The following is a 13,676-nucleotide window of genomic DNA, read 5'->3' on the forward strand; positions in this document are numbered from 1 at the left end:
AGTTATTCACCAGGAGGTTCTAGTCCACCCACTTTTAAAACATGGTTAATGGCGCTTTAAATTTCTTGCTTAACGTCTGGTTACGCTCCGTCCCGGGTCTCTGCCCCGCGTTCGGAGCCAGTATTGATACGGGCGGCAGCACCGAACCAGGCGCAAAAAAAGCGGCGGGGTCGCCCCCGCCGCCTTCGATCTCGAGATGACGATGCCTGCGGATCAGCGCAGCAGCTGCAGCACGCTGGCCTGCGACTGGTTGGCGAGCGACAGCGCGGACACCGCGATCGACTGGCGGGTCGACAGCGCCTGGCTGTTGGCCGCTTCCTCGTTGGTGTCGGCCAAGGTCAGGTTCGACGAGCCGGTCTGCAGCACGTTGATCAGGTTCTTGTTGAAGTCCTGACGGACCTGCACGACCGACAGGTTCGAACCCAGCGTCGACGCCTCGTTGCGCAGCGTGGAGCTCGCCGTGGTCAGCACGCCGATCACCTTGTTCGCCGAGTTGTTGTCGAGGAAGTCGGTGCCCGAGGTCAGCGTGGTGAGCCCGAGCCCCGCCGAGTTGAAGGTCACGCCGGTGATCGACAGCGTCGACTTGCCGTTCTCGTTGAACGTCAGCTTCAGCGTATCGCCGTTCAGCAGGTTGACGCCGTTGAACGATGCGTCGCTCGCCGTCAGGTTGATCTGCGTCAGCACGTTGTTGTACTGCGAGACCAGGTTCGAGCGCTGCGTCTGCGCGGTCGTATCCGCCACCGGAGCCGCCGCGGTCAGACCGTTGAAGGCCTGGCTCGAGGCTGCCGACGTGCCACCGATCGTGCCGATCGTGGCCGAGGCCGCGTCGTTGGTGGTGGTGAGCGTGATCTTGCCGGTCGAGTCGATCGAAGCCTGCAGGTTGTTGGCTGCGAGCGCCGTATTCAGATCGTTCAGCGATTTCACCTGCCCTGTCCCCAGGCCGAAGGTGATGCTGGTCGCCGTGCCTCCTCCTGTGGCGCCGACCGTCAACGTCTGTCCTGACAAGCCGTCGCCGACAGCAGTCAGCCCGAGCTTGGCCAAGGTGCCGCTGCTGCCCGAGAGCGTCAATCCCGCCGCCGGCGGCGTCAGGGTGATGGCGCCTGCGGTGATCGACGAGGTCACGCCGGTCTGGGACTGGATCGCCGACAGCAGGTTGGTGACGCTGTCGCCGATGCCGATGCTGGTGCCCGTCGAGGACGTGCCGGTGACGAAGGTGAAGGTGGTGCCGTTGACGACCAGCGTCTCACCGGAGGTGATGCCGGTGGCGAGGTTGTTCGACGCGGTGCCCGACGTGCCCGACAGCTTGGTCGAGCCAGTGATGGCGGCCGGAGTCGTGTTGTCGTTCTGCACGACCGAGCCGGTCACAGCCGTCGAGCTGGAGCCCAGCAGGTCGGTGGCAGTCGCGCCGGTCAGAGCCGTCGAGGTCACGCTCGACTTGGTGGAGTAGCCCACGGAGCTCTGCAGCACCTGGTTGGCAATCGACTTGGCGCTGTCGACGAGCTTCTGCAGCGAGGTGATGCCGGTGTTGGCAGCCTGCAGCACCTGCACGCCGTTGCCGATGCCGTCGAGCAGATTGGAGATGTCGGAAGCGCGGTTGTCGAGACCCTGGGCGGTGAAGAAGTTGGTCGGATTGTCGAGCGCCGAGTTGACCTTCTTGCCCGTGGAGAGATTGTTCTGGGTGGTGGCGAGGAGCTGAGCCGTCGACTGAAGCGAGAGCAGATTCTGACGCACCGACGCCGAGAGAACAATACCTGACATTTTCATACCCTTCTGGTGTGAAACAAACGACCGATCCTTCAGGATCGGTTGTGCCCGTATCGACTTCGCAACCGGGCGACGTGCGTTAAGGTAAATGGGACTGGCTAACAAAGGGTGAAGCCACCCGCCACAGCGGCCGCTTGCGGCCGCGCCGCCGCGCTCGACCATCGCAGAGCGCACCAGCGATCACATTGAAAACACCAGACATTTACCAAGCGCGCCGGTCATTTACCGATCATTAACCATGTTCGGAAAGGATCGCTGCGCGCCGAGCGATCGAGCGCGCAGACTGTTCGCGCGATTTAGACTGGCAGCACATGAGTGCCGGCCTCGCCGAAGCAGATTCGGCGCCGCGCCGATCGCGGCAACGGAGGACGAGAATGGCCCTGAAAGTCGAACTGAAGCCGCATGAGCGCATCATCATCGGCTCGTGCGTGATCACCAACACCGACCAGCGGGCACGGCTGCTGATCGACGGCGACAACATCCCGATCCTGCGCGAAAAGGACATCCTCACGCCGGAGACCGCCGACACGCCAGCCAAGCTCGTCTATCTCGCCGTCCAGCTGATGTACATCTCGCCCGGTGCAGATGCGGATCACGGCACCTACTTCAACCTGCTGCGCGACATCATCACGACGGTGCCGAGCGCCTGGCCCATCATCGAGGCCATCAACGGTCACATCCTCAACGGCGATCTCTATCAGGCGCTGAAGGAAGCCAAGAAGCTGGTCGCCTTCGAGAAGAAGCTGCTCGAGCAGGCCGAGGCGGAACAGGCCGAGCAGGCCGCCAAGACGGTCAGCTCCGCCGCCTGACCTCGGCGACAGCACTCCCACGAAGAGCCCGGTTCCACGCCCGCGGAGCCGGGCTCTTCGTATGGACGCAAGACACGCAACGGCACGCGTGCTCCACAGACGCGAAAACGGCGGGGTCTCCCCCGCCGCCTTCGATCTCGAGATGACGATGCCTGCGGATCAGCGCAGCAGCTGCAGCACGCTGGCCTGCGACTGGTTGGCGAGCGACAGCGCGGACACCGCGATCGACTGGCGGGTCGACAGCGCCTGGCTGTTGGCCGCTTCCTCGTTGGTGTCGGCCAAGGTCAGGTTCGACGAGCCGGTCTGCAGCACGTTGATCAGGTTCTTGTTGAAGTCCTGACGGACCTGCACGACCGACAGGTTCGAACCCAGCGTCGACGCCTCGTTGCGCAGCGTGGAGCTCGCCGTGGTCAGCACGCCGATCACCTTGTTCGCCGAGTTGTTGTCGAGGAAGTCGGTGCCCGAGGTCAGCGTGGTGAGCCCGAGCCCCGCCGAGTTGAAGGTCACGCCGGTGATCGACAGCGTCGACTTGCCGTTCTCGTTGAACGTCAGCTTCAGCGTATCGCCGTTCAGCAGGTTGACGCCGTTGAACGATGCGTCGCTCGCCGTCAGGTTGATCTGCGTCAGCACGTTGTTGTACTGCGAGACCAGGTTCGAGCGCTGCGTCTGCGCGGTCGTATCCGCCACCGGAGCCGCCGCGGTCAGACCGTTGAAGGCCTGGCTCGAGGCTGCCGACGTGCCGCCGATCGTGCCGATCGTGGCCGAGGCCGCGTCGTTGGTGGTGGTGAGCGTGATCTTGCCGGTCGACGAATCGATCGAGGCTTGCAGGTTGTTGGCTGCGAGCTTCTCGTTGAGGTCGTTCAGCGATTTCACCTGCCCTGTCCCCAGGCCGAAGGTGATGCTGGTCGCCGTGCCACCTCCTGTGGCGCCGACCGTCAGCGTCTGTCCTGACAAGCCGTCGCCGACAGCAGTCAGCCCGAGCTTGGCCAAGGTGCCGCTGCTGCCCGAGAGCGTCAATCCCGCCGCCGGCGGCGTCAGGGTGATGGCGCCTGCGGTGATCGACGAGGTCACGCCGGTCTGGGACTGGATCGCCGACAGCAGGTTGGTGACGCTGTCGCCGATGCCGATGCTGGTGCCCGTCGAGGACGTGCCGGTGACGAAGGTGAAGGTGGTGCCGTTGACGACCAGCGTCTCACCGGAGGTGATGCCGGTGGCGAGGTTGTTCGACGCGGTGCCCGACGTGCCCGACAGCTTGGTCGAGCCGGTGATGGCGGCCGGAGTCGTGTTGTCGTTCTGCACGACCGAGCCGGTCACAGCCGTCGAGCTGGAGCCAAGCAGGTCGGTGGCAGTCGCGCCGGTCAGAGCCGTCGAGGTCACGCTCGACTTGGTGGAGTAGCCCACCGCGCTCTGCAGAACCTGGTTGGCGATCGACTTGGCGCTGTCGACGAGCTTCTGCAGCGAGGTGATGCCGGTGTTGGCGGCCTGCAGCACCTGCACGCCGTTGCCGATGCCGTCGAGCAGATTGTTGATGTCGGAAGCGCGGTTGTCGAGACCCTGGGCGGTGAAGAAGTTGGTCGGATTGTCGAGCGCCGAGTTGACCTTCTTGCCCGTGGAGAGGTTGTTCTGGGTGGTGGCGAGGAGCTGAGCCGTCGACTGAAGCGAAAGCAGATTCTGGCGCACCGACGCCGAGAGGACGATACCTGACATTTTCATACCCTTCTGGTGTGAAATCGACGCCGATCCCTTCGAGATCGGCGTGACGTCCAGCTCGACTTGGCGACCCGGACGACGGGCGTCACGGTGAATGGCAGTGGCTAACAAACGCTGAAGCGGTTGTGGGGCGGCCTCGCTTCAATCAACAGAACAGGCGCATCGACGCGTCTGATCGTCGCAGCGACGCGTAAAGCCGTCCGTTGAAAAGCCTCGCAGATTCACCAAAAACGGGTGTCGTTCACGACGCGTCAACCACCTTTGGAAACGGTTCGACACGCGCAGGCGTCATCGCTCCGGTGGTACTCGTCGACCAGCGGAGCGAAGCTGACAGGCCGTTTGCGATCAGAGCGCCAGCGGCGGCGCTTCGATCTCGACCAACGGCGTCAGGCCGGCCGCCCGTTGACGGCCGAACATGAGGACCGCTGCAATCAGCCGCTCGATGTCGCACACATCGGTGCGATGATTGACGATCGCGGCGCGGATCGCCAGCCGGCCGTCGAGCACCGTGGTCGACGGTGCCGCGAGGCCGGATTCGTGGATGTCGGCGACGATCTCGCCATTGAGCGCATCGGCATCCTCACAGCGATAGCGAAAGCAGACGATGTTGAGATTGACCGGCGCCATCAGTTCGAGCTCGGGCTCGGCGCGCACACGCTGCTCGAGGTGGCGGGCGAGCTCGCAGCTGCGCGCGATCATGGCGCCGAGCGCGTCGGTGCCGAACGTGCGCAGCGTGAACCAGGTCTTCAGCGCCCGGAAGCCGCGCGACAGATCCGGACCGAGATCGCACGGCCATTGCGCACCGGCTGCAAGGCCCCGCGTCTCACGGCGCAGATAGGCGGCCGGCGCGGCGAAGGCGTCGCGATGCTTGGCGCCGTCGCGCACCAGCAGGAAACCCGCGTCGTAGGGCACCTGCCCCCATTTGTGGAAGTCGAGCGCGATCGAATCCGCCCGCTCGATGCCCGCAAGCATTGGTGCGAGCTCCGGCGACAGCATGGCGAGCGCACCGAACGCACCATCGACGTGAAACCACAGGCCCTCGCTGCGGCACAGCTCGGCCACCTGCGTGAGATCGTCGATCGCCCCGATATCGACCGTTCCTGCGGAGGCGACGACGAGGAAGGGTTTCAGGCCCGCGGCGCGGTCGGCTGCGATCGCAGCCCGCAGCGCGGCGACGTCGATGCGATGCGCCGCGTCGACGGCGATGCCGAGCAGCGCATCGCTGCCGAAGCCGCAGATATCCATCGCCTTGGCGATGCAGCCATGCGCGGCTTTCGAGGTGTAGGCGCGCAGGCACCGGCCGGTCTCACCCAGGCCAGCCGTGCGAACCGATGCGCCGAGCGCCGTGCGGCGAGCCACCAGCACCGCCATGAGATTGGCCATCGAGGTGCCGGTGACGAAGATGCCGCTGGCGCCTTGCGGAAAGCCGAACAGCTGCCGCGTCCAGTCGACCACCTGCCGCTCGATCTCGATCGGCGCATGATCGCGGCCGCCGAGATTGGCATTCAGTCCAGCGGCGAGCATTTCGGCGAGCATGCCGACCACCGTGCCGCCGCCATGCACCCAGCCCATGAAGCCGGGGTGCACGTTGCCGGTGGCGTGGGGAACGACGAGCTCGCTGAAGTCGCGATAGACCTCGGCGAGATCGGTCGGCGCGTGCGGCAGCCGGCTGCGAAAGCGCTCGCGGGTCGGCGGTGACATCGGCTGCCACACCGGACGGTCGCGGATCCCGGCGACGTAGTCGAACATGTCATCGAGCATGCGATGACCTTGCGCGCGCAGCTCGTCCCAGTCCCGCGGATCGAGCGTCTCGGCCGGCTGCAACGTGACATCGCTGCGCAGCTCGGCGGTCACGCCGCCTGCTCCGCCGCCGCTGCCGCGCGCTTGGCGATCATGTCCGCGAAGGCAGCGAAGATCTTTCGCATCTGCGGCGGCTTGTAGGGGAAGACATCAGGCGAATCCATGTTGTGCACGACCGCCGTGTTGTCGGCCTCGAACACCAGCAATGAGCCGTCCTTGGTCTCGGCGCAGTCGATGATGAAATAATCCAGACCGATGCGCTCGGCGATCTCCGCGAGCACACTGCGATGACGCCGGCCGAAGCCGATGTCGAAGGTCTGCATGAACGTCGCCTCTTCGAGGCGCTTGCTTTCGCTCGCCGCCATGCCGGCGTTGAGGTACCAGATGTCCCAGCGCCGCGCGATCGCCATGTGGCAGGCATAGGCCACGCCGTCGACGAACACGATGCGGTACTTGCGGAACTGGCCGTCCTCGCTCGCATAGTCGACGAAGCGCGCGAGGAAGAACTCCTGCTCGTCGCGCTCGTCGAGATAGAGCGACAGCTCGATCGGCTCCTCGATCTTCTCCAGGCCGACGCCGGCATGCGAGCCGCGCGGCCGGATGATCAGCGGAAAGCTCAGCGCGTCATCGACGTCGCCGATCCATTCGCACTCGTCCGCCACCGCGACCAGGCGCTCGCGGTCGACCGGCACCGTCGGCGGGATCGTCAGCCCTTCGATGCCGGCGAGCAGCGCATGCAGCTTGTCGCGGTCGAGATGCCAGATCCGCTGCGGCGGGTTGAGCAGCGGACGCGGCCAGCGCGCCGCGACGGCGTCGATCTCGTGCAGCGCGTGCTGACAATCCTCGGAATCGGAGGCGATGACGATGGCGACGTCATGCGCCGGCAGCGGCGCCGGCAGCTCGGCGCCCGGCACGACGTAGAGCAGCATCAGCTCGATGTCGGTGTCCTCGAGCAGGAACTCGATCGGCGTATTGCTGCCCATGTCGGTTGCCGCCGCGAGCGCGAGCACGCGCAGCCGCGGCGCCGGCTGATTGCCGGCCACGCGATAGAGCTGCTGCGACTGCAGCACGTCGTGCTGGATCGCGAGCCCGGACGATTTCTCGCCCAGCAGCTGTGCGATCAGCGCCAGATCGAGCCCCTCGCCCGGCGTGGCGCTGCCGTCGAGCAGCTTGCCGAGCAGCGCAGCCCATGTCGGCTTGAGATCCTGGCCGTCGAAGGCGGCCTTGGCGATCTTCGCCATGCCGGTGCGCTCGGCACATCCCGTGCGGCCGGCTTCGGCCAAAGCGAGCAGATCAGTTGGCATGGCAGATGTCCCTGAGATCGCGGCTGCTCAGATCCGATACGAGCAGCTCTGTTTTGGCGACCACGTCGGCGATGCGGTCGATTTCGGCTTCGAGATTGACGCGCGCGGTGGTGACGTCGTCGCACCATGTCTCCGTCAGCTGGCGCGCGCCGATGCACAGCCGCAGCGCGGCCGTCGGCGCCTCGCCGGGCCGCTCGATACGGACCGGCTGACCGATCAGGCACTGACGCGCGGCAACGGCCGCCGTCCGACCGCTGAAGCGGCTGCCGAGATCGTATTGGAGGGCACGATAGACTGCCTGCGTCTCGCCGAGATCGAGCGGCCGCCCCTCGCGCTGAAGCGCGAACGGGAAAATCGTCGGACGGCCGAACTCGTCATCGTCCTCGTCGGCGCTCGCATAGGGAGCGATCGGGCGCAGCACCGGCGACAGCAGCAGCAGGCTTTCGATCGCCTCTCCGAGTTGCCGGATCGCCATCCGGCGGAATGAAGCGGGCACCGCCTGATAGGCCGCGATCTCCTCGAGCGCGGCTTCCCAGCGCAGCCATTGTCCGACGTTGGCGCGCGGCGCCGAGCGGGCCCGCAGATCGGTCCAGGCCAGCGGCCAGTCGCTGCGATTGACGTAGTCGAACAATCCGGACGCGACCGCGTGACCCTCGCCCAGGGCCGACGCCACGCGGCGCGGGACGAGCAGCGCGCCGCTGAAGGCCGGCCCGCCATAGAATTTGGAGCCCGACATCAGCACGAGATGGCCGCGGTCGAGATAGCAGCGCAGCCGGCCCGGGCCGAGCCGCATCTGGCAGGCGTCGACGACGACCTGGACGCGGCCCGGCCAGCGCCTGATCACCTCGTCCAGGCAAGCCAGTCCCGGCGCGCGCCAGCCGAGCTTGGAGGAGTCCATCACCTGCAGCAGGACGTTACGGCCGTCCCGGACGATCGCCTCGACCGTGTCGAGCACGGCCAGAGCGAGATCGCCGCGCGGCTGCATCGAGGCGCCGTCGAGCAGCGGCAGGAACACCGCCTCGCTCGCGAGGCCGTCGATCGGCGCATCTCTGGTCACCGCAAGGCCGTTCGCCGTCCGCGTGCTGAAATGGCATCCGCGAGCGCTCGCCGCCGTGCCGCTGCCGGTCTGATCGCTCCCGACGACGACATTGGTGACGTGCTCGCCGAGCAGCGCGCGCGCCAGCGCCAGCGCATGGAGCTGCGCGTCGGTGCCCGATGGCGAGAACACGATGTCGACATCGTCGGCAAGACGCAGATGACCGCGCAATTCGCCGCGCATCTCCTCGGTGCGGCGGTCGAGCGCCTCGTCGACGCCGAGCGAGATCGCCGCATGCATCAATCGCTCGCGCGCCAGCTCGACGCGCGCATAGGCGCGCTCCGAGATCGGCGAGGCCGTGCTCGAGGCGAAGCACACCAGATCCGGCGCGGGCGATGGCGAGCAGCCATAGGCGTTGCGGCCCCAGGGCCGATCGAGCGCCAGGCGGGTGTCGCCGCCGTCGATCAGGAGATCGCCGAGCAAGGCGAAGAGATCGCGCAGCCCGGTCGCAGCGCCCTGCCCGCGCCGCTCGCTGCGGGACGATTGAAGACTCTCCGACCGGGTTGCCGCCGGGGTCATGTTGCGGATCGTCAGGCTGCGTCTGCCGCAGCAGCGGTGGGAACCGCCACCGCCGACGCAAACTGCGAGGCGACATTGCCGTGGAACACCGACGGACCGACATGATCCAGCCGACTGTCGAGATCGGCCCAGATCTCGCCGCCGAGATCGGTCCATCGCCTGCAGAAGGCGAAATCCTCGCTGAGATAGGTGCCCGTCTCCGGGTCGATCATGCATTCGAACAGCGCGAAGCGGTTCGGATTGCCGGCCAGCGCATCCTGCGAGTGCTCGCGGAAGAACTGCAGCGGAGCGTAGGCCGGATGCGCGATCATCGCCTCGATGACGCGGCGGCGGATCATCAGGAATCCGGTGCCGGCATAGCGCACCCGCGTGAAGCCGTTGACCACCGCGACGTGGTCCGGATTGTCGATCTCCAGGACATAGTCGAGCGAGGCCGCCGGCACGTCCATGCGGTTGGCGTTGATGGCGCGCCGCGCCTTGTTCCAATTGACCTTCTTGACCGGATAGACGCCTGCGACCATGTCGCCGCCGGACTCGATCAGCCGGAACACCTGCTTGGGCGCGAAACCGATATCCGCATCGATGAACAGGAGATGCGTGGCGGAGGGATCGTTGAGGAACAAGGTGACGAGATTGGCCCTGGCGCGGGTGATCAGCGCATCGCCGTCGCGCATGTGGACGGTCAGGTCGACGTTCGACGTGGCGCGCAGCTCGCGCTGCAGGGCGAAGATCGAGCTTGCATAGATGCTCGACACTTGGCCGCCGAAACAGGGGGTGGCGATCACCAGGTGGATCCGCTCGTCGATCGGGTTACTCACGTCAGCCTCCAGAAAAAGAGGCTCTCGCCCCAGATCTGAACAAAAGCTAAAGAGACGTGGTTAACGAAAACCTAACCGCCGCCCCCGTTGCTTTACAGGAACTTCACCAGCGACAATTGCGACAGCATCGAGGTCGTCTGGTAGGACGCCTGGAGATTGGTCTGCAGCTGCAGGAGCTGGGCTGCCACCTCCTGCTGCGAGATGCCCTCGGTCTGGTCGACCAGTGCCTGCATCGCCGCCTTGGCCTGGGTCTGGCGGGCCGCGGCGTCCTTCATCGTGGTCTGCGCGTTGGCAAACTCGGTCTGGATGTCCGAGATCGACTGCTGGCCGATCCGCGCCGTCAGGTTGGCGGCAATGCGCTCGCTGAGCGCGCCGATCTGCTGCGGCGCGTTCGCGCCGGCCGGCGGCGTGTTGACGGCGGCGTACACCGCGGTCTGCTGCACGAGGTTGCGGATCGCGAACTCATTGCCCTGGGCGCCGAACTGAATGCTCTGCGCCGTGTCGATGCGGATGGTCGAGCTGGACCGTGCCGAGCCCGGGCCGCTGTTGCCGGTGTACCAGGCCACGGTGCTGGTCGAGCCGTTGACGAGGCTGGTCGCCGATCCCAGCGGCACGCCGGAAACCCGCAAAGGCGGGGTCGCGGCGGTGACGGTGCCCGAAAAGCCGAGCGCGGCGAAGGCACCGGCGTTCGAGCTCGAGACCGAGAAGGTCGCCGCATCGTCGGTGCGCAAGGTGATCGCGCCGCCGCTGACCGTGGAGGCCTTCGACGTCCCGCTCAGCGCATCGATCTTCGACAGCAGCGTCTGCACGCTGTCGCCGACATTGATCTGGTTGTTGCCGTTGGCGCCCGAGGCGACGAAGGTCAGCGTCTGCCCGTTCACGGTGATGGTGTCGCCGGCGGTGAAGTCGGTCGCGATCGAATCGGTGCCGGCGATGCCCGACAGCAGCGTCGCCCCGGTGATCGGCGCCGGCGTCCCCGCCTTGTTGTTGACCGCGGTGCCCGACACCGAGCTGGCGGTGTTGAAGAAGTTGTCGCCCGCGGTCACGGCGGAGGCTGCCACGAGCGAGGTGTTGGCCAAGGTCGTGAGCGCCGTATTCAGCGCCGCATTCAGGTTGGCCGAGGTCGCGGCGGGAGTCGCGCCGATCGCAAACGTGTTGGTGGGCGCCGGCGTCGTGGTCGACGCCGTCAGCTTGATCGATTCCGAGGTTCCGTCGGGCAGCTTGAAGACGAAGCTGATCTGATCACCGGCGTTGGGATTGCCGGCGGTCAGGTCGACGGAGATTCCCGCCGGCGAGCCGGACGGTCCGGTCACGGTCGCATTGGTCAGCGACGAGGTCACCGAGCTCAGCTTGAATCCGAATGGTGAGCCGGCGACGTCCTCCGCCAGCGTGATCGGCATGGTCGCCGACGCGGAGAGGTTGAGGCGGCCGAGACCGTTGAGGCCGAGATCGGCCTGCTGCCGCTCGGCGATCACCTGCTTCAGCCCGGCCTGGGTGGCGGTGCCGTTCAGGATGTCGTCGGCCGAGGCGATCGCCGGCCGGTCGGTGGCGCTGCCGGAGAAGATGTAGCGATCGCCGACCTGGGTGTTGAGGATGCCGGTGATCGCCGACAGGTTGGACGACGCCGTCAGTTGCCCCGTGGTCTGACCGGTGCTGGTCAGGTTCTGCGGCGTGGCCGAGGCACCGCTCTGGACCTGGCTTGCGATCTTGGACAACGACTGCAACGAGGTGTTGACCGCCCCGATGACGGTGTTGACGTGCGTCATCGTCGTGGTGAAGCCGGCGATGTTCGACAGCTGCGCCCGCGCCGCGATCGCAAACCCCTCGTCCGGCCCCATGCCGGCATAGTTGTTCGCCTTGACGCCGCTCGACAGCTGCGTCGAGAGGTCCGCGAGCTGGTTGGAGATGTTCCGCACGGACAGACCGAGCAGAGAGGTTCCGTAGTTGATACTGCTGATCGACATCTTACTCGCGCCTCACTAGAAAGCCTGGATCAGACTCTGCATCATGCTTTGCACGACCGACATGATATGAGCGTTGGCCGCATAGGTGTTCTGGACCTGGATCAGGTTGGACATCTCGCTGTCCATGTTGACCCCGGCGGTCGAGTTGAACTTTTCCTTCAGCGTGCTGACGACGACGCTCTGCCCCTGGCTGAGCTGGGTCGCGAGCGTCGAGGCGCTGCCCTGCTGGCTGACGAACTGCTGGAGATAGCCGGACACGGTGCCCTGGAACGGCTGCGCCGCCGAGCCGAGGCCGGTGGTCGGCGAATAGCTGAACGTCGCCGATGTCAGCTGCGCGAACAGGAAGTCCGGCCGCGTGGAGTCGCCCGCGGGCGTCTGCGGCGAGGTCGAATAGGTCGACAGCTTGGTCGCGTCGTTGAGCAGCGCCGGATTGACGTTGAGCCGCCCGGCGAGCCCGGTCATCTGCGATCCGGTCGAGGTGATCGCGCCGGTATACACCCCGCTGCCGTCGGTGAACACCGGCAGCTGCGGGTTGCCACTGGCGAGCGTCTGCACCGTCACTGTCGACGAGGCCGACTTCACCGTCGCCTGGCTGGTGCCGTCATCGGTGATGCGCAGCGTGGTGCCGGAGGGATTGGCGAACTGCAGATGCGCGCCGCCGAGCGCGCTGTTGAGCTGCGTCACCACCGAGGCCATGCCGAGCGAGAAATCGACGCCGACATAGGACGGGTTGGCGCCGGTGGCGTTCTGCAGTGGCAGCGCGGCGGGATCGTTGACATTGACGATCTTGACCTGGCGCTGGACGTTGCTCGAATCCGTGTAGGTCAGGTTGATCGTGTTGCCGGCGAGCAGCCCCGTCGTCGAGACGTCGAAGCCGGCCGGAGGTCCCGTCACAGCCGTGCCGGCCGTGGTCTTGTCCGACAGCGCCGAGGCCATCGTCGCGGCGAGCTGATCGACCTGGGTCTGCGCCTGCACCAGGGTCTGGTCGCGCAGCTTGAGGTCGGCCGCGATCTGCCCGGAGTTCAGCAGATTGTTGGCCACGACGTCGAGCGAGACGCCATTCGACAGCTTGATGTTGAGCTGCCCGACGCCGCTCTTGGTCGGATTGCTGTTGTAGAGCGAGGTGGCGTCGAGCGTGCCGGGCGAGGAGAAGGTGAACTCCGAGGTCAGCCCCGCGCCGACCAGCTGAATGCCGGAATTGGTGAACACGCTGACGCCGTTGGTCGAGTCCGACACCACGCGGATGTCGACATATTTCGACAGCGTGTCGATGGCGTTGTCACGCTGGTCCTGCAGCGTCGCCGACAGCGGATCGGAGCTGCTGAGGCCCTGCAGCTGCGTGTTCAAGGTGGCGATCTGCTTGATCGCCGCGTTGGCCTGCGTCGCCGAGTTGCCGATGTCCTGCTCGACATTGGTGCGCAGCGTCTGGATGCCCTTGGTGGTCGCGTTGAGCTGCTGCGCCAGCCCTTGCGCGGCCGACAGCGCCACCGCTTGCGCGGACTGGTTGCTCGGATTGTTCGACAGCGACTGCAGCGCCGTGGTGAAGTTGTTGAGCGCCGTCTCCATTGTGCCGCTGCCGCCGGGCGTGCCGTACACGCTCTGCAGCTGCGTCAGGATGTTGGCCATCTGGTTGGCATAGGTTCCGCCCGACGTCTCGGTGCGGAGCTGGTTCTGCACGAACAGATCGAGCTGGCGGTTGACGCCCGTCGTCATCACCGTCGAGCCGAAGCCGCCGCTGGCGATCTCGATCTGGTTCGGGTTCTGTACAACGTAGCCGGGCGTATTGGCGTTGGCGACGTTCGACGAGATGATCGAGAGCGCGGCCTGCGTCGAGCGCAGGCCGGACATCGCGGTGGCGAGGGCGGAACTCAAACCCATGTTCGTTTGCCTTG

Annotated in this window: 9 protein-coding genes; 1 reads left to right on the plus strand and 8 read right to left on the minus strand. The window is 66.1% G+C overall.

From position 1 onward, the window contains the following. Window positions 1-213: 213 nt before the first annotated feature. Complete coding sequence (locus QX108_RS09170) at window positions 214-1,758, minus strand: flagellin (RefSeq protein WP_315779639.1); 1,545 nt, start codon at window positions 1,756-1,758, stop codon at window positions 214-216. A 380-nt stretch (window positions 1,759-2,138) separates the two neighbouring features. On the opposite strand from QX108_RS09170, the gene flbT reads away from it, so the two are divergent. Further along, window positions 2,139-2,573, plus strand: a complete 435-nt coding sequence (gene flbT / locus QX108_RS09175; RefSeq protein ID WP_315721045.1) for a flagellar biosynthesis repressor FlbT — start codon at window positions 2,139-2,141, stop codon at window positions 2,571-2,573. Between the two features lie 159 nt (window positions 2,574-2,732). On the opposite strand, the gene QX108_RS09180 is transcribed toward flbT, so the two are convergent. The 7 genes from QX108_RS09180 to flgK form a co-directional block, all read right to left on the minus strand. Then, complete coding sequence (locus QX108_RS09180; RefSeq protein ID WP_315721046.1) at window positions 2,733-4,280, minus strand: flagellin; 1,548 nt, start codon at window positions 4,278-4,280, stop codon at window positions 2,733-2,735. A 348-nt stretch (window positions 4,281-4,628) separates the two neighbouring features. Next, on the minus strand, window positions 4,629-6,137 hold the full coding sequence (locus tag QX108_RS09185) for a pyridoxal phosphate-dependent decarboxylase family protein (protein WP_315779636.1): 1,509 nt from the start codon (window positions 6,135-6,137) through the stop codon (window positions 4,629-4,631). Then, the gene (locus QX108_RS09190; protein WP_315780543.1) at window positions 6,134-7,324 is read right to left on the minus strand and encodes a hypothetical protein; all 1,191 of its coding nucleotides are present in this window, start codon (window positions 7,322-7,324) and stop codon (window positions 6,134-6,136) included. The genes QX108_RS09185 and QX108_RS09190 overlap by 4 nt, the downstream gene beginning before the upstream one ends. A 52-nt stretch (window positions 7,325-7,376) precedes the next feature. Next, a complete protein-coding gene (locus QX108_RS09195) occupies window positions 7,377-9,002 on the minus strand; it encodes a hypothetical protein (protein ID WP_315779634.1) in 1,626 nt (541 codons plus the stop codon). 11 nt (window positions 9,003-9,013) lie between these two features. Next, window positions 9,014-9,820: a hypothetical protein gene (locus tag QX108_RS09200; RefSeq protein WP_311975817.1), complete on the minus strand. Its 807-nt coding sequence runs from the start codon at window positions 9,818-9,820 to the stop codon at window positions 9,014-9,016. 92 nt (window positions 9,821-9,912) lie between these two features. Further along, window positions 9,913-11,784: a flagellar protein gene (locus QX108_RS09205; RefSeq protein ID WP_315779628.1), complete on the minus strand. Its 1,872-nt coding sequence runs from the start codon at window positions 11,782-11,784 to the stop codon at window positions 9,913-9,915. Window positions 11,785-11,799: 15 nt separating this feature from the next. Further along, window positions 11,800-13,662, minus strand: a complete 1,863-nt coding sequence (flgK, locus tag QX108_RS09210) for a flagellar hook-associated protein FlgK (protein ID WP_315721051.1) — start codon at window positions 13,660-13,662, stop codon at window positions 11,800-11,802. Between the last annotated feature and the right edge of the window lie 14 nt (window positions 13,663-13,676).

This window comes from Bradyrhizobium sp. SZCCHNR1002, assembly GCF_032381435.1.
In the GTDB taxonomy this organism is placed as follows: Bacteria; Pseudomonadota; Alphaproteobacteria; order Rhizobiales; family Xanthobacteraceae; genus Bradyrhizobium; species Bradyrhizobium aeschynomenes.